Below are 17531 nucleotides of genomic sequence, written 5' to 3' on the forward strand. Positions count from 1 at the left end.
TAACAAGGGTTATGACACTGAAAATGAAGATTTAAGAAAGTAATCTCAAAAAAAATGCCGGGGCAAAAGCCCCGGCATGGTTCAAAATTGTTTGCTTAAAAAAGATTCTTTATTTAGAAAGGCAAATCATCATCTTCACCTGGCGCATTGCTCACATCAACCGGAGCTGCATATGCCGGGGCAGCAGCTGGCTGTGCACCAGCAGCAACCGCATTGATTCTCCAGATCACAAGGCTGTTAAAATAAGATGTTTTACCTGTTTTGTCTGTCCATGGGCGGCCACGTAAATTAAAGAAAACCTCAACCTCATCACCCGCTTTAAATGTATCTAATAATGCAGTTTTATCTTGTAAAGCCTCAAAACGGATATATTCTGGGTATGTTGGATTTTCTGCGTATTCTACTATTAAATCACGTTTTTTAAACGTTTCACTCACTTGCTGCGTTGCACCTACTTCGTGTACTTTTCCTTTAATTTCCATAACTAATACTAATAATGTACGTATAAAAGCCAAATCTCTATAATTTTATTGATAACTTCGCATATATTATGATGCAAGTTTTCCACAATAAAAGCAGGGTAATTATCACCTGCAATAAACGCCTTTCTCCTTATTTACAAGATGAAGTTACGGCCTTAGGTTACACGATAGAAAGGGCTTTCCAAACCGGCGTTGAGCTAAATATTACCCTTACAGAATGTATTAAACTCAATTTAAACCTGCGTTGCGCCAGTCAGATTTTATATTCAATTAAAAGTTTTAAGGCCATTACTCCTGACGATTTATACAAAGAAATTTCGGCTATAGCCTGGGAAGAATTAATAGATTTTTCCGGTTACTTTTCCGTAACTTCCAACGTAGATAATCCGAACATTACCACACCACTATTCGCCAACTTAAAAGTAAAGGATGCGATTGTAGATCGCATGAAAGAGAAAAAGGGGATCCGCCCTGATTCTGGTTCGGATGCGAATAAAGCAGTAGTACATTTATACTGGAAAGATGCTGATGCAGATGTATTTATGGATACTTCAGGTGAAACACTGGCCAAACATGGTTATCGCAAAATCCCGGGAAAAGCACCTATGCTGGAGGCTTTGGCATCAGGCGTAATCTATGCCACCAAATGGGATCGAAAATCGCCTTTTATTAACCCCATGTGTGGTTCTGGAACGCTGGCCATTGAAGCTGCACTGATTGCAACCAACCGGGCGCCGGGCTTATACCGGATGAATTATGGCTTTATGCATATTTTAGGCTATGAAGAAGAAGCTTTTTTCGCAGAACGGAGAATCCTGAAAGAACAGGTGATTAAAAATACCGACCTTAAAATTATCGCTTCCGATCTCTCTGAAGATGCTGTGGAAGTAACCCGCAGAAATGCAAAAACGGCCGGGGTTGATACCTTGATTGAGTTTGAAGTTTGTGATTTTGAGCTTACGCCCGTTCCTGAAGACGGCAAAGGCACCGTGGTTTTTAACCCGGAGTATGGCGAACGTTTAGGTGTGCACAGCAAACTGGAACTCACCTATAAACGTATGGGCGATTTTATGAAAACCAAATGCAAGGGATATTCCGGATATATTTTTACCGGCAATCCTGACCTTGCCAAAAAAATAGGTTTAAAAGCTTCACGGAAGCTAGAGTTTTATAACGGAAAGCTGGATTGCCGCCTGCTTGAATATGAATTATATGATGGTTCACGCCGGGCACCTCAAATTGAGCCAGAAGCCATTTCTTAAACCTTAATCTAGGTTTTACAGGATCAACAAACCGGCATGAACATTATGAAAAATGTTCGTGCCTGGCTCTTATTCGCCGGTTATTTTATAATGCTTAAGGCCCCCGAATAACGCTTTTATTTTCTTCACAAGCGCTTATGCAGCTGATAAGTCCAAAAATTTAATTTTAAAATCTTCTGACTTCAAGAAATAAATTCAATATATTAAACCTTTGTTTAACGCATTTGTTTCTTATATACCGTTAACGTAATTCCTTATAGTGCTAAAAATTAACAAATCTGAAATCTGTAAGGATACTAGGCTCGTATATATTGAAAAAATTAAAAAACAATCCTTTTTTATGGAAGATGTATTAGCTTTAAAAACAAAAAACGTTGCCGGAAATATTAGAAAAATCAGGGAATACAGAGATTATACCCAGGATTATCTGGCGGCAAAATTAAAAATTTCACAAAATGCCTACAGTAAGATTGAACTGGGATATAGTAAATTAACGATCGATCGTTTGTTTCAGGTTTCAGAAATTTTAGAGGTTGAGGTTACGCACCTTTTAACCTTAAACCCAAATGATTTAATTAAGATTATTGCTGATGATGAGCATAGAGCAGCAACGGTAAGTTAAGTGATAACTTACCGTTGTTAATATCATTTCTTTCTCCGTGCATCTATTTCCAATATCTTTGTGGTAAACTTTAATGATGCAGGACCCCATTCAAAAAACAATAACATTTGTTAAGCAAACCTTAAAAAATGCAGAGGCTGGCCACGATTGGTTTCACATTGAGCGTGTGTTTAAAACAGCTTTAAATATCAATCAGGAAGAAAAAGGAAATGAGCTGGTTATTGCCCTGGCTGCGCTTTTACATGACATTGCTGATCCAAAATTTAACAATGGCGATGAAAATTTAGGTCCAAACCTGGCGCAGTCCTTTTTACAATCCATAGCTGTTGAAGAAGAGGTGGTACAGCACGTAAAAATGATTATTCAGCACATGTCTTTTAAAAACAGTTTCGACGACAACAGTTTTACTTCCAAAGAAATGCAAATTGTGCAGGATGCAGATCGTCTGGACGCCATTGGTGCTATCGGTATTGCCAGGGCATTTACCTATGGGGGCTTCAAAAACCGCGTGTTGTATGATCCTTCCATTAAACCGGAAGAACATCTTTCAAAAGAAAGCTATAAAAATACCACCGCGCCAACCATCAATCATTTCTATGAAAAGCTTTTGCTTTTGATGGAGAAGATGAATACAGCAGCAGGTAAAAAAATCGCAGCGAAAAGACATCAGTTTATGTTGGATTACCTCGATCAATTTTACAGCGAATGGGAAGGCAATTAATTCACAACTTCAATTTCTTTTCTTTTATTCCACAACAGAGTAAGCTTAGTTATTCAAATTACTAATAAAATTAGCTTTATTACTATATTTGTTAGTAAATAAAAAGCTATGTCTGACCGAATTCGTGAAAAGTTAAATATCCTGGCCGATGCGGCAAAGTATGATGTTTCGTGTTCATCAAGCGGAGGCACCCGTAAAAATGACAATAAAGGTATTGGTAACAGTCATACTTCAGGTATTTGTCATACCTATACAGAGGACGGGCGTTGCGTTTCTCTTTTAAAAATCCTGTTAACCAATCACTGTATCTATGACTGTTTATTTTGTGTTTCGAGAAAGAGCAATGACATTAAGCGAGCTGCCTTTACTGTAGATGAAGTGGTGGATTTAACCATGAACTTTTACCGCAGAAATTATATCGAAGGTTTATTTCTGAGTTCAGGTATTTTTAAAAATGCAGATTTTACCATGGAACGGTTACTGCTGGTTTGCAAAAAACTTCGTTTAGAGCAACGTTATAATGGGTATATTCATTTAAAGACCATTCCAGGGGCCAGTGATGAATTGATAAAGGAAGCCGGCCTATATGCCGATCGCATGAGTATCAATTTGGAAATGCCTACCGAAGCAGGGCTGAAGCTCCTAGCGCCCGAAAAGAGCCATGCGGATGTGATCAAACCTTTGGGATTTGTACAGCAAAATATTGTTCAGTTTGCTGAAGATAAAAAATTAATTAAGCATGTACCTAAATTTGTTCCCGCAGGCCAGAGTACGCAAATGGTGATTGGTGCCACGCCTGAAAGTGATAAAGACATTATGTATACGGCTAATGCTTTTTACAAAAACTTCTCTTTAAAAAGGGTTTATTATTCTGGCTATGTGCCCATTAGCAATGATAGCAGGATGCCTGTTTTAGGGACCCAGCCACCCTTGCTCAGGGAAAACAGGTTATACCAAACCGATTGGCTGATGCGGTTTTATGGCTTTAAAGTTCAGGAAATTCTAAATGATGCCAACCCAAATCTGGATGTAGACATCGACCCGAAACTCAGCTGGGCCATCAGAAATATGCAGCATTTCCCGGTAGATATCAATAAGGCAGATTACAGGATGATCCTCCGAATTCCGGGTATTGGTGTCATGTCTGCGAAAAAAATTGTACAGGCCAGAAAGTTTGGGAAATTAAGAATTGATCAGCTGAAGAAAATAGGCGTGGCGTATAACAGGGCTAAGCATTTTATAACTTGTGCAGATAGTCCTTATCAATTAAGAGATTATCAGGGCACGCAGATAAAGGCCTTTATTATGGCCGATAGTCAAAGCAAATACCTAAAAACAGATAACAATCAGCTCATTTTATTTTAGTGAATTAAATAGACTATGATTTACACTTTCGATGGCTCCCTTTCTGGTTTGCTAACCGCGGTGTTCGAATGGTTTGAACGGAAACCCGGGCATATCAAGTTACAATTGAGCGATATTTTTCAGCCCGATGCTTTTACGGAATCGTTTGAGGTGATCACTAATGAAGAGAAAGCAGATCGCGTATGGAAAGGCCTTCAAAAAAAACTGAAGAAAGACTGGCAGAGAACTTTTTATTGTAGCTATTTATCTGAAATTCCCGAGGCCTATAATCATCTTTTTCAATTTGCCCTGTACATTTTTGAAAGTGCAGATGGTGCATCAGCCAATTTCGGGAATGATCATGTAATTGCTTTATCCAAATACGCTAAAAGCGTGGAAAGGGAAAAGCACCGGATGGAAGCCTTTATCAGGTTTCAAAAAACGGCTGACGGCATGTTTTACACATCAATTGATCCTGATTTTAATGTTTTGCCCCTGATTTCAAATCATTTTAAAAATCGCTATGCCGATCAGCAGTGGATTATTTACGATTTGAAACGAAAATATGGCCTTCATTACGATTTAAATGCAGTTGAAGAAGTAACCATCAATTTTTCTGATGGTGCAAAAACCCCAAACCCTTCCCCTGCCTTAATGGATGAAAAAGAAGAACTTTACGCTATTTTATGGAAAGACTATTTTAAAAGTGCCAATATTGTCGCACGGAAAAACACCAAATTACACCTGCAACATGTACCCAAAAGATATTGGAAGTATTTAACCGAAAAGCAGCTGGCTTAACACCCGTTTAACATAAAACCACTAAATTGCACCATGAAATTAAGTGTACTGGTTCTAATTACAGCACTTGCTGTTGCGCTTTCCATTGGCATGGTCAATTTTTATTTTGAACGCAGCTGGTACTACTTTGGAATTTCCTTTGGCGTTTCTTTTCTAAGCAGCTTTCTTGTTTTTTATTACCTGTTAGAAAAATACATTTATAACAAAATAAAGCTCATTTATAAGCTAATCCATAACCTAAAACTTGGAAAAGACCTAAAAGATGCATTGGGTGAATATGTTAGTTCAGACCCTATTAATGATGTGGAACACGAAGTGAAGGAATGGGCTGGTGCAAAGAAAAAAGAAATTGATTTACTAAAAAAACAGGAGCAGTTTCGCCGCGAATTCCTTTCGAACGTTTCGCACGAATTTAAAACACCGCTTTTTGCCATTCAGGGCTATATTGAAACCTTACAGGATTGCATTACTGACGACCCTGAAATGGCCATGAAATTCCTCAAAAAAGCAGAAAATAACGTAGAGCGGTTAAGTTACCTAATCAATGACCTGGATGCCATTGCCAAACTTGAAACCGGCGAATCTCCAATTAATTATCAGAAATTTGATTTTGTGTTGCTGGCCAAAGAAGTGATGGAAAATCTGGATGACCGTGCAAAATCCAAAAACATCAAACTATTTTTCAAGGATAAATATACCGCCGTTACCTTCGTTCATGCAGACCGTGAAAAAATCCGCCAGGTGTTGATAAACCTGATTGTAAACAGCATTAAATATGGTGTTGAAAACGGAGAAACGGCCATTAAAATATTTGAACTTCACGATCAGTTTCTTATTGAAGTGACCGACAATGGAATCGGGATTGAAGAAAAGCACCTGGCCAGACTTTTTGAGCGTTTCTATCGCATTGATACACATCGGGCCAGAGAAGTAGGCGGAACTGGTTTAGGTTTAGCCATTGTAAAACATATTTTAGAGGCTCACCAGCAAACCATATCCGTAAGAAGCACACCTGGAATTGGAACTACCTTTGCATTCACCTTACACAAAGGCAGTTAAATAATTTTCTGTATAAAAGTCTCTTCCTGACGAAGCAAATTTTACAGTTATAATCAAACTGTAAACATTTAAACTAAATGTGCCAATTTGTCACTTTTAATTTAATTTGTGTATTTTTGCAATCCCAAAATCTTTTTAAAGAATGATTGATTTACAAGTACAGGATAAAACGCATGATGAGGCCAGACAAGGTGAAGCACTAATTTTAGATACACCCGTTAAAGCCGACGCACGTAAATTATACATTGAAAGTTATGGTTGCGCCATGAATTTTGCCGATAGTGAAATTGTAGCTTCTATTCTTTCAGAAACAGGATTTGAAACCACCGGTGATTATCATCAGGCAGATGTGATTTTTATCAATACCTGTTCCATCCGTGAAAATGCAGAAACCAGGGTGCGCAATCGTTTATCACAGTTTGGTGTCGAAAAACGCCGTAATCCTAAACTGATTGTTGGTGTTTTGGGCTGTATGGCAGAACGCCTGAAATCTAAATTCCTCGAAGAGGAAAAACTGGTGGATGTGGTGGTTGGCCCGGATGCCTACAGGGATTTACCGAATTTAATTGAACAGGTAGAAAGCGGCCATAAGGCAGTAAATGTATTATTATCCCGTGAAGAAACTTATGCGGATATTAGTCCGGTTCGTTTAAACAGCAACGGAATTACTGCGTTTATTTCCATTACACGTGGCTGTAACAACATGTGTTCTTTCTGCGTAGTGCCTTTTACACGTGGCCGTGAGCGCAGCCGTGATGCACATTCCATTATTGAAGAGGCAAAATCGCTGTTTGAAGCCGGTTACCGGGAGGTAACACTCTTGGGGCAAAACGTAGATTCATACACCTGGACTTCGGCAGACGGTACTGAAACCGTAAACTTCGCAAATTTACTGGAGCAAACAGCTTTAGTTCACCCGGATTTGAGGGTTCGTTTTTCTACTTCTCACCCAAAGGATATTACCGATGAAGTTTTGGAAACCATCGCTAAATACGATAATATTTGTAACTACATTCATTTACCGGTTCAATCCGGCAATAGCCGCGTTTTAGAATTGATGAACCGTACTTATACGCGTGAATGGTATATCAACCGCATAGATGCCATCAGAAGAATTATTCCAGGCTGTGCAATCTCAACTGATATCATTGCAGGTTTCTGTACGGAAACCGAAGCCGAACACGAGGAAACGTTAAGCATCATGGATTATGTTCAATACGATTTTGCCTATAACTTTACTTATTCGGAAAGACCGGGAACACTGGCAGCCCGTAAGCTGGAGGATGACATTCCTGAGGAAGTTAAAAAACGTCGTCTGGCCGAAATATTAGCCAAGCAACAGGCACATTCATTAATGCGTTTACAGGAATGGGTAGGCAAAACTGTTCGTGTATTAATAGAAGGTACTTCAAAAAAATCTGATCAGGATTATTGTGGTCGTGGCGACAGTGGCGCAATGGCCATTTTCCCGGCTATTGATAGCGTAAAACCAGGACAATACGCTAACGTGTATATCGAAAGATGCACTTCAGCTACACTGATTGGAAAAATAGTTTAAAGAGAGATTAAAGGTTACGGTTAAATATTACAGGACAAGCTGTATCATACATGACTTTTAACCTTTAACATTCAACTTTTAACAATAAAGAATGGATACACAAAATATTAAACAACGATTCGGGATTATTGGCAATTCGCCCCTACTTAATCGTGCCATAGATATAGCCAGCCAGGTTGCACCAACAGATATGTCGGTTTTAATTACAGGTGAAAGCGGAAGTGGTAAAGAAGTTTTTTCACAGATTATCCATCAGATGAGTGCACGGAAGCACGGCTCATTTATTGCCGTAAACTGCGGTGCCATCCCTGAAGGAACCATTGATTCTGAACTTTTCGGACATGAGAAGGGGTCGTTCACCGGTGCCCATGAGGCCAGAAAAGGATATTTTGAAGTGGCCAATGGCGGAACCATCTTTTTAGATGAGGTGGCCGAGTTACCCTTGGGAACCCAGGCGCGTTTGCTCAGGATACTCGAAAGTGGTGAATATTTAAGGGTTGGTTCATCTAAAGTTCAGAAAACAGATGTCCGCATTATCGCGGCAACCAATGTTGATGTATACAACCGCGTAAAAAACGGGAAGTTCAGGGAAGATTTATATTACAGGTTAAATACCGTTCCACTACGGATTCCGGCTTTACAGGAGCGAAAAGAAGATATTTATTTACTGTTTAGAAAATTCTCGGCAGATTTTAGTGATAAATACCGCAGTCCTTCGCTGCACCTGGAGCCTGATGCCATACAGATTCTGACCAATTACAGCTGGCCGGGGAATGTTCGTCAGCTTAAAAATATTGCCGAACAAGTTTGTGTGCTCGAAAAAGACAGAAATGTTACCGGTGCCGCCATCCTGAACTACATTCCGAATGAGTCTGGCAGCAACCTGCCCATGGCGATTAATTCACAATCAAAAGAAGACTTTACGGAAAGGGATATCCTGTATAAAGTTTTATTTGACATGAAAAAGGACATGGTTGAACTGAAGAAGCTCGTTGCCGAAATTATCCAGCACGGCGGGAATACAGCCAGCGTTTTGGCCGATAATCCTCAATACATTAATCAATTATACCGCGATGTTGAATTGCCGGGTGGACAGGAACATACCTTTACCATTCAGCAACCTACACCAAACAATGGGAATAATCCAAATAATGGAGATTACTATGCCCATGATGCTGAAGAAATTGAAGAATCCTTATCTTTAATTGATAAAGAATCCGATCTGATTAAAAAGGCATTGAAAAAACACAAAGGCAAACGGAAATTTGCCGCCCAGGAACTGGGTATTTCAGAGCGAACACTGTACCGGAAAATAAAGGAGTTAAATTTATAATCCTTCGAAAAAACTTAATCTAGCCGACATTAAACGGTAAGCATCACCTCATCCAACTTAAATGAAAATTAAAATATCTGCACTTCTTTTAATCGCCGTACTTACGGCATGTGCTTACAAGTTCAATGGCGCTTCTACAGTGGGTTTAAAAACCGTTGTGGTGAAGGTTTTTGAAAACAATGCACCTTTGGTTGTACCTACCTTGAGCAATCAGTTTACGGAAGCCTTAAAAACGAGGATCAGGAACCAAACCAACTTAAGTATATCTACAACAGAGGGAGATGCCATATTTGAGGGCAGAATTACGGGTTACGATATTAAGCCAGTGGCTTTACAGTCGAGCTCAACACCTACGGCTGGCGCAAACAGACTAACCATTACCGTGGCCGTAAAATACACCAATAATACGGCCGGAAAAGAAAAAGAAAGCTTTGAAGAGAGCTTCACAAAATATTTCGACTTTCCACTTAATGGCGCTTCCATACAGGCGGCCTTACCCGGAGCCATAGAGAACATCAATAAACAGCTGACAGAAGATATTTTTAACCGCGCTTTTGCACAATGGTAATTTCATTTGAACCTGTTCACACACAAAACTTTCTAAAAACCGCTTACATTTTTTAACTTAGCGACAAACCTCAAGAATGGATTATCAACAGCTATTGGTAAATTTACTTGCCCAACCCGGAAAGGTTGGCCCGGAGCATGTGCCCATGCTTCAGGAGCTGGCAGTACAATTTCCATACGCACAACCCATTCACCTGCTACTGGCAAAAGCTGATGCATCCTTCATTCCAAAGGCAGCCTTATATAGCCATGGGAATGCTTTATTTCATATTTTAAATATGGTTTCTGTTCAGGATGAAGACCTGAATGAGGAAATACAGCCAGAATATGAGATACCGGAAGTTGTTGCTCAGTCTGAAAATGACGTACCTGAAGAAATTTTAAACGACCACAAAGATGCTACTGAAACAGCCGGGGATGTAGCGAAGGCAAACCAGAATCTTGCTGAAGAGGATCTGTTTATTGAAAGCATAGCGACTACTGACTTCTTTGCCTTTGAGCAAAGTATGAGTACTGATGTAGTCAGCACAGCTCCTGAAATAGAAACCGTTGTTCCGGATCATCATGAAATTAATTTTGTTTCCAGATATGACGATGATCAACTGCCCTATACTTTTTTATGGTGGTTATCCAAAACCCGTAAGGAACATGAGCAGATTTTTCAGCCTTATGTTCAGCCAAAACCAGCTGTTGTTAAACAACAACCTGCTCAGCAAAAAGATGCTGCCGAGTTTCAGCAACAATATGTGGAGCACATTTTTCATATTCAAACACCATTTGAAGTTGCAGATCATCTGGCAGAATATCCATCAGCTGATGTAAAGGATGCAAAAGGAGCAGAAATTATAGAAAAATTCTTAAAAGAAGACCCAACGATAAAGCCTCCGAAACCTGAACAAATTGACAATGAAAATAAGGCGAAGAAGAGTGCAGAAGATCATTACGACCTGGTTTCTGAAACTTTAGCTAAAATTTATATCGAACAAATGCTTTATCACAAAGCCATAGATACTTATAAAAAATTAAGTTTGAAATATCCAGAAAAAAGTGGTTACTTTGCCGACCTTATCCAATCTATAGAAAAGAAATTTTAAAATATAATATTACCATGATAACCTTTTTAATTATTTTATTAATTGTTGTATGTATAGCTTTAGGCTTATTTGTATTGATACAAAACCCTAAAGGCGGGGGTTTAGCCAGCGGCGGAGGTACCAGCAACATGTTTGGCGTGCAACGTACAGGTGATGTTCTGGAAAAAGGATCATGGGTTTTGCTTGCCGCAATCGTAATTTTAACATTAGCCATTACCACTGTTTCTAAAAGTGGCGGCGGTGCTACTGCGGTAGGAAATTCAGCAATACAGGATCGTTTAGACAAAACACCATCTCCATCTCCGATTGGTAGTAACCTGAACAATACAGCACCAGCAAAACCTGCTGATACCACTAAAAAATAAACCAGACTAATTTATTTGGCCAAAGCTTTCCCCTTAAAGGAAGGCTTTTTTGTTTTCAGCCGTTTTTGACCTTATCCATTATAAAAAACTGAATAAATTTAAAGTATTCCGGAGCTCCATCCGTTTACCGGTTTATAATGCAAAATTAGTGGTGCCGAAAAACGAATCTCAAAATATCATTTCTACTGTTGCCTATTATGGCAAGCGCCTGCTCAGCTTCATCCGCGGGCGGGTAAATACAGATGAAGATGCGGAAGATATTTTGCAGGATGTATGGTATCAGCTCAGCAATCAGCCTGAACTTGGCGCCATTGAACAAATTAGTGGCTGGCTGTATCGTGTTGCCCGGAATAAGATTACCGATCGGTACCGCAAGCAAAAAGAAGCCTCTCTTGACGATTTTATAGGTGAGGATGAAGATGGCGGATTTAATTTCAGGGAGATTTTGCTGGCAGATCCTTATGCACCCGAACAAGAAGGATTAAAAAAGTTATTCTGGGAACAGTTATTTATGGCACTCGAAGAGCTACCTGCTAACCAGCAATATGTATTTATTCAAAATGAACTGGAAGAACGTAGTTTCCGGGAACTGGCCGATGAAACAGGCGAAAATATCAAAACGCTTATATCCCGGAAAGGATATGCAGTGAAACATTTACGTAACCGTTTGCAAAATTTATATCAGGAATTTATAAACTATTAATATGAGACACAGAAAATATAGTAAAGTCAAAAAATTCATTTTCTTTTTACCTGTTGTAGCCCTCATCGGAACAGCGATAGGTTATACTGTAATGTCTTTGTGGAACTGGATTTTACCTGAAGTTGCCCATGCCGGCCGGTTGAATTTCTGGCAGGCTTTAGGTCTTCTGGTATTATGCAGGTTGCTTTTCGGTAATTTTAATAAAGGAAGCAGGAACCGTTTTCGCGAAAATGCCTCTAAATTGCGTTCAAAATGGCAAAACATGAATGAGGAAGAACGTGCGAAGTTTAAAGAAGAATATAAAAACAGGTGCAGCTCCTGGAGAAAAGGTTGATCATAATTTTTGATTCAGTTTTATTTTAAAGAGGATTTTTTTATCTTCTAAAAAAGCGCCATTCACAATTTAACACATCTTTACACACCTGAATACAGGTTTCAAATTCCAAATCTGATCTGATGTTAAATGCAGTTTGCTATTCGCCTTAATTTGAGGTACTTTTGCTAAAAGAAATAAATACAACAGATTGAATTTTAACGATTTTAACTTTGGCCCTGATTTATACGAGGGCCTGATGGCGATGGGGTATAAAAGCGCCACACCAATACAAGAGCAAGCCATTCCGGTAATTTTAGACAATCATGATCTGATTGCCTGTGCACAAACCGGAACTGGAAAAACGGCCAGTTATTTATTGCCGGTGATGGATAAAATTAGTCGTGCTGCTGACAGACACAACAATACCCTGATTTTAGCCCCTACCCGAGAACTTGCACAACAGATTGATTTACAGGTTGAAGCCTTGGCTTATTTTACCAATATCAGTTCGCTTGCTGTATACGGTGGCGGTGATGGCATTGCATACGAGCAGCAAAAACGGTCGATGCGGGATGGTGTAGACATCATTATCGCAACTCCTGGTCGTTTAATGGCTCATTTGTCTTCAGGCGTTTTAAAGCTTGAACATTTGCAGCATTTGATATTGGACGAAGCAGATCGAATGTTAGACATGGGTTTTTATGATGACATTATGCGCATTGTAAGCTACCTGCCAAAGAAAAGACAAACCCTTTTATTTTCGGCCACCATGGCACCGAAGATCAGAAAAATGGCCGGAAGTATTCTGAATGAACCGCAGCAAATTACCATTTCTATTGCAAAGCCGGCAGAGGGGATTGATCAACAGGCCTATAATATTCATGATCAGCAAAAGCAGGCGCTATTAACTGATCTCTTCAAGGACGGGAAATACAAAAGCGCTATTATTTTTGCATCCACCAAAGAGAAGGTTAAAGCCTTGTACAAAACATTTAAAAGCTTAAGTATTAAAGCAGATGCATTCCACTCTGATTTAGGTCAGAAAGAGCGTGAAGATATTTTATTAGCTTTTAAAAACAGAAGGCTTCCCATCATTATCGGAACAGATGTTTTATCTCGTGGAATTGATGTGGAAGGTGTTGATCTGGTGATTAATTATGATGTACCTGGTGATCCGGCAGATTATGTACACAGAATCGGTAGAACAGCAAGGGCTGCGACTAAAGGAACTGCAATTACACTGGTAAACGGACGGGATAAACGGAAGTTCGAAAACATTGAAAAACTGATTGAAAAAGCAGTTCCCAGAATGCCCCTGCCGGAACATATTGCTTCCATGGAAATTACGCACGTGGAAGAGAAGAAACCGCAACATGCCAGAAATAACAATGCAAAGAAAAAGGTATGGCATAAAAAGAAACCTAAGCCGAGTAATCCTGCTTCATAAATTAAAACACCAGTAAGATTCTTATTGGTGTTTTTCATTTTACGCCTATCTTTGTTTTCTTAAATGGCAAACTTTATCCTTATCGGCATCTGCATTTTAGCCGGAATCTTTTTTAGAAAAAGCAAAACTTTACCTAAAGATGCACATAAAGGCATTAATGCCTGGATAATTTACGTTGCACTACCTGCGGTATCTTTCAAATATTTACCACATATTACCTGGACTAAAGATTTACTTTTCCCCGCTCTTTCCCCTGTTGTGGTATGGATGTTTGGCTGGCTTTTTATTACACTTTACAGCCAGTTTAGAAATATCAGTAAAGCCACATCTGGCGGTTTGAAGCTAATTAGTTCATTAAGCAATACATCATTTGTTGGTTTTCCCTTGATTATTGCCTATTTCAGTGAAAAGGAGCTGGCTATAGCCATCATTTGCGACCAGGTAACTTTTGCGCTTTTATCAACCATCGGGATAATTGTAGCCATCCGTTCTTCGCAACAGCAAAAGCTAAATGTAAAATTAGTTTTGAAAAAGGTATTAACCTTTCCGCCGTTAATTGGCTGTATACTGGCCCTGACTGTTCCACGATATATTGATTTATCTGCGCTGGACGTATTATTTGATAAACTGGCAGGAACAGTTGGTCCTTTGGCTTTATTCTCTATCGGTTTACAGTTGAAATTTGGCGGATGGTTTGGAGAGATTAAACATATCAGCTTTGCTTTGTTGTTTAAATTAATTTTAGCACCACTTGCCATTTTAATGATCGCATTGCTCTTGGGCATGAATGGAATAATTACTAAAATAACCATTTTCGAAATGGCCATGCCAACTTTATTAACCGCTGGCGTTGTAGCCGATCAGTATAATTTAAATCCGAAGCTTTCTAATTTAGTTGTGGGCTTGGGCATTTTACTGTCGTTTATTACAACCGCTATCTGGTGGTTTGTGTTAACACAATTTGGCTTGTTTTAAGCGTTATAACACTGAACAGGTTAAAAAGTGACTAAATTTAAATAAAACTGCTTTGTAAGCAAAGCAAAAAAAGCCGCAAAATTTCTTCTGCGGCTCTCAAATATTTTGAACGAATTACAATCCTAATTTCTTAGAGATTGCTGAAGGAATACCAGCTTTATTTAATAAAAACGCAGTTGTTTTATATTTTACATAGTTCTTTGTTACGTATAAATAACCTTTATAATCGTTGGTAACGCCCCAAGAATTTTTAACAATATAATATTCTTTACCATTTTGATCTTTAGCCAAACCAACAATGTGCATGCCATGATCATCAGTGGTCTGATAATTATCAAATGCAGCCTGACGGTTTTCCTGCGTGATTTCCATTTCTGGCTGAGGGCCATTAAACATATCTGCTTTTTGTTTCAATGACATATCATTAAATAGAATTTCAGGAACGAAAGCTACACCATTTTTATAACTGAAAGATTTCTCGCTTACATCTGTAGCCCAGGCAACTGTAAATCCATTTTTCAAAGCGTTATCAATAATCTCAGTGATTTCATTCACTTTAATATTATAAACCTGATCGAATGACCAGTTATCTGGAACCAGCAAAGTAAACTTGCTGTAGAAAGGATGATCATTAAAAGAAGATAATTCTACATAATGATCGGGATTAATTCCTACAACCTCATTAGCAAAAGTTTTAGGCGTATATTTCTTTCCTTTAAATGTGAAGTTTTCGGGTACAGCTCCTAAATAAGCATCAATAACGCCAGAATATGCCTTTAACCAGTTTGGGGTCAGTTCGCCATTGGCATTTTTAACCACAGCCTCTAAAACGCCTTTCTCGATATCGCCAAGCTCTGCAGTTTTATTGGTTTTAGTACCATAGTTTAAGCCCGTGTAAACATCTTGCGGAACCGCACCATATTTTCTGTACATATTAATTACATCGTGTAATGCACCACCATCACCTAAGTTAACAGCACCGTGCATGCGTACATAATTAATCCCTTTTTCTACATAAGCATTTCGGGCAGTAAAAATTTGTGATAACTGAACAGGTTGTTTGCCTGCCTTAATCATTTCTGATTCAATAAATGAATTTGTAGAATAGCTCCAGCAGGTACCGGATGAACCTTGGTTTTGAACTGGCGTATTTGCTAAATTGATAACTTCGGTAAATTTAAAAGCATCCTTGCTGTTATCGCTTTGGTTATTTTTTAAAGAATTAACCAGATTGTCTTGGCCAAAAGTTACCAATGTTGATAACGATAATGCCAAACCAATCAAACATAGTTTGGTGTATTTGATCATTTTTATGAATAATTATTAAAATTTAGCGAATGTAAAAATTGTTGCCGATTTACAATCAGAAAGTTTTTAATAAATCGATAAATAAAGTCATTCAAATGCAACAATGTTGAATTAACATTCCGGCAAGCTGATTGGGATATTTGTTGCCAAGCCTCCATCGGATGTTTCCTTGTATTTTGCATTCATATCCAGGGCTGTTTCCCACATCGTATTGACTACAGCATCCAGACTAACTTTTGCCTTATCAGGATTGCTTTGTAATGCCAGCTGACTTGCGGTGATGGCTTTGATAGCCCCCATGGTGTTTCTTTCAATGCATGGAATTTGAACCAAACCGCCAATAGGATCGCAGGTTAAGCCTAAATGATGCTCCATAGCGATCTCTGCAGCCATTAAAACCTGTCGCTGAGAGCCACCTAAACACTCTGTTAATGCCGCAGCCGCCATAGCAGACGAAACTCCGATTTCGGCCTGACACCCACCCATTGCTGCTGAAATGGTAGCACCTTTTTTAAAAATACTGCCTATTTCTGATGCACAGGCAATAAACTGAATAATCTTATCTTCTGCATAACCATCGCAAAAGGTAATAAAGTATTGAAGCACTGCAGGAATTACACCCGCAGCTCCATTTGTAGGTGCTGTTACCACACGTCCGAAAGAAGCATTTTCCTCATTTACAGCCAATGCAAAGCAGCTTACCCAATCCAAAATATAATTAAATCCATTCCCACCCTTTCTGATGGCTTCTACCCATGAGGTATAGTCCTGATAATCACTTTTACCGATCAATCGTTTATTTAGCGGGAATGCCCTGCGGGCAACATCCAAGCCTCCGGGTAAAAACCCGGTGGTATGGCAACCCCGGTAAATGCAATCTCTCATTACGGCAAAGTGCTGCAGCATCCGCATTTTAGTTTCGGCTTCAGGTCGCCAGGCCAGTTCATTTTCCAATACAATTTCACTCACCTTCAACCCTGTTGACAAACACCAGTGTAAAAGTTCTTTCGCTTTTTCTATTGGAAAGGGTAAATCAACCTGTGGCTTCTGACTGTTGTCTTCACCTTCCTTCACAACAAAACCTCCACCAATAGAATAATATGTCTCGGAAAAAGCTTTCCCAGTTGATAAAAAGGCCTGAAAAGTAACTGCGTTCGGATGAAAGGGAAGACTTTCTGCAAAAAGAAAAAGCAGATCATTTTCATAGTCGAAATCAATTTCTAAATCTCCGGCAAGCTTAAGCTTTTTATCTTTTTGAATGGCTTCAAATGTTGGTGTAACTGCATCCACGTCAAAAGTAACCGGATCAGCACCTGATAATCCGAGTAAGATTGCCACATCCGTTCCATGGCCTTTACCTGTTTTAGCCAGTGATCCATAAAGGAGTATTTTAATCGTTTCTACCCGATCGATTAGACCTTGTTGATTTAGCGATGCCGTAAATTGTTGTGCAGCACGCCATGGCCCAAGTGTGTGTGAACTTGACGGACCAATGCCTATTTTAAAAATATCAAAAACGGAGATTTGCTCTTTTATCATGAAAAAAGTTAGTTATACAAAGCTATGATTGTTTT

At 39.1% G+C, this 17531-nt stretch carries 18 protein-coding genes; 15 read left to right on the forward strand and 3 right to left on the reverse strand.

Annotated elements, in window-relative coordinates; translation table 11 throughout:
- Positions 1–113: 113 nt before the first annotated feature.
- The gene (locus OQ267_RS01790; protein WP_088299852.1) at positions 114–482 is read right to left on the reverse strand and encodes a DUF3127 domain-containing protein; all 369 of its coding nucleotides are present in this window, start codon (positions 480–482) and stop codon (positions 114–116) included.
- A 71-nt stretch (positions 483–553) separates the two neighbouring features.
- Between OQ267_RS01790 and OQ267_RS01795 the strand changes: the two genes are divergently transcribed.
- The 15 genes from OQ267_RS01795 to OQ267_RS01865 all read left to right on the forward strand — a co-directional run bounded on the left by OQ267_RS01795 (position 554) and on the right by OQ267_RS01865 (position 14649).
- On the forward strand, positions 554–1744 hold the full coding sequence (locus OQ267_RS01795) for a THUMP domain-containing class I SAM-dependent RNA methyltransferase (protein ID WP_265834966.1): 1191 nt from the start codon (positions 554–556) through the stop codon (positions 1742–1744).
- Positions 1745–2084: 340 nt separating this feature from the next.
- Positions 2085–2366 (forward strand): helix-turn-helix domain-containing protein, encoded by a 282-nt coding sequence (locus OQ267_RS01800; RefSeq protein WP_088299853.1) that lies wholly within the window; start codon positions 2085–2087, stop codon positions 2364–2366.
- 76 nt (positions 2367–2442) lie between these two features.
- Positions 2443–3087, forward strand: a complete 645-nt coding sequence (locus tag OQ267_RS01805; RefSeq protein ID WP_265834967.1) for an HD domain-containing protein — start codon at positions 2443–2445, stop codon at positions 3085–3087.
- A 108-nt stretch (positions 3088–3195) separates the two neighbouring features.
- Positions 3196–4452, forward strand: coding sequence for a putative DNA modification/repair radical SAM protein (locus tag OQ267_RS01810; RefSeq protein WP_265834673.1), 1257 nt, complete (start codon positions 3196–3198; stop codon positions 4450–4452).
- A 15-nt stretch (positions 4453–4467) separates the two neighbouring features.
- Positions 4468–5232 carry a TIGR03915 family putative DNA repair protein gene (locus OQ267_RS01815; RefSeq protein ID WP_265834674.1) on the forward strand — a complete coding sequence of 255 codons (765 nt, stop codon included), beginning with the start codon at positions 4468–4470 and terminating at the stop codon, positions 5230–5232.
- A 33-nt stretch (positions 5233–5265) separates the two neighbouring features.
- Complete coding sequence (locus OQ267_RS01820; protein WP_088299856.1) at positions 5266–6291, forward strand: sensor histidine kinase; 1026 nt, start codon at positions 5266–5268, stop codon at positions 6289–6291.
- A 142-nt stretch (positions 6292–6433) separates the two neighbouring features.
- Entirely contained in the window at positions 6434–7849 is a 1416-nt protein-coding gene (gene miaB, locus OQ267_RS01825; protein WP_265834675.1) for a tRNA (N6-isopentenyl adenosine(37)-C2)-methylthiotransferase MiaB, read from the forward strand.
- A 91-nt stretch (positions 7850–7940) separates the two neighbouring features.
- Entirely contained in the window at positions 7941–9182 is a 1242-nt protein-coding gene (locus tag OQ267_RS01830; RefSeq protein WP_088299858.1) for a sigma-54 interaction domain-containing protein, read from the forward strand.
- Between the two features lie 61 nt (positions 9183–9243).
- Positions 9244–9750 (forward strand): LptE family protein, encoded by a 507-nt coding sequence (locus tag OQ267_RS01835; RefSeq protein ID WP_265834676.1) that lies wholly within the window; start codon positions 9244–9246, stop codon positions 9748–9750.
- Positions 9751–9826: 76 nt separating this feature from the next.
- Positions 9827–10843: a hypothetical protein gene (locus OQ267_RS01840; RefSeq protein ID WP_265834677.1), complete on the forward strand. Its 1017-nt coding sequence runs from the start codon at positions 9827–9829 to the stop codon at positions 10841–10843.
- Between the two features lie 14 nt (positions 10844–10857).
- A complete protein-coding gene (gene secG, locus OQ267_RS01845; protein ID WP_088299861.1) occupies positions 10858–11208 on the forward strand; it encodes a preprotein translocase subunit SecG in 351 nt (116 codons plus the stop codon).
- 49 nt (positions 11209–11257) lie between these two features.
- Positions 11258–11911 (forward strand): RNA polymerase sigma factor, encoded by a 654-nt coding sequence (locus OQ267_RS01850; RefSeq protein ID WP_265834678.1) that lies wholly within the window; start codon positions 11258–11260, stop codon positions 11909–11911.
- A 1-nt stretch (position 11912) separates the two neighbouring features.
- Positions 11913–12245 (forward strand): hypothetical protein, encoded by a 333-nt coding sequence (locus OQ267_RS01855; RefSeq protein WP_265834679.1) that lies wholly within the window; start codon positions 11913–11915, stop codon positions 12243–12245.
- Positions 12246–12435: 190 nt separating this feature from the next.
- On the forward strand, positions 12436–13674 hold the full coding sequence (locus tag OQ267_RS01860; RefSeq protein ID WP_172406431.1) for a DEAD/DEAH box helicase: 1239 nt from the start codon (positions 12436–12438) through the stop codon (positions 13672–13674).
- A 63-nt stretch (positions 13675–13737) separates the two neighbouring features.
- The gene (locus tag OQ267_RS01865; RefSeq protein WP_265834680.1) at positions 13738–14649 is read left to right on the forward strand and encodes an AEC family transporter; all 912 of its coding nucleotides are present in this window, start codon (positions 13738–13740) and stop codon (positions 14647–14649) included.
- 114 nt (positions 14650–14763) lie between these two features.
- On the opposite strand, the gene OQ267_RS01870 is transcribed toward OQ267_RS01865, so the two are convergent.
- Positions 14764–15957: an aminopeptidase C gene (locus OQ267_RS01870; RefSeq protein WP_265834681.1), complete on the reverse strand. Its 1194-nt coding sequence runs from the start codon at positions 15955–15957 to the stop codon at positions 14764–14766.
- Between the two features lie 111 nt (positions 15958–16068).
- Positions 16069–17496 (reverse strand): L-serine ammonia-lyase, encoded by a 1428-nt coding sequence (locus tag OQ267_RS01875; RefSeq protein WP_265834682.1) that lies wholly within the window; start codon positions 17494–17496, stop codon positions 16069–16071.
- Positions 17497–17531: the final 35 nt, after the last annotated feature.

Source organism: Pedobacter sp. MR22-3, from assembly GCF_026240075.1.
In the GTDB taxonomy this organism is placed as follows: Bacteria; Bacteroidota; Bacteroidia; order Sphingobacteriales; family Sphingobacteriaceae; genus Pedobacter.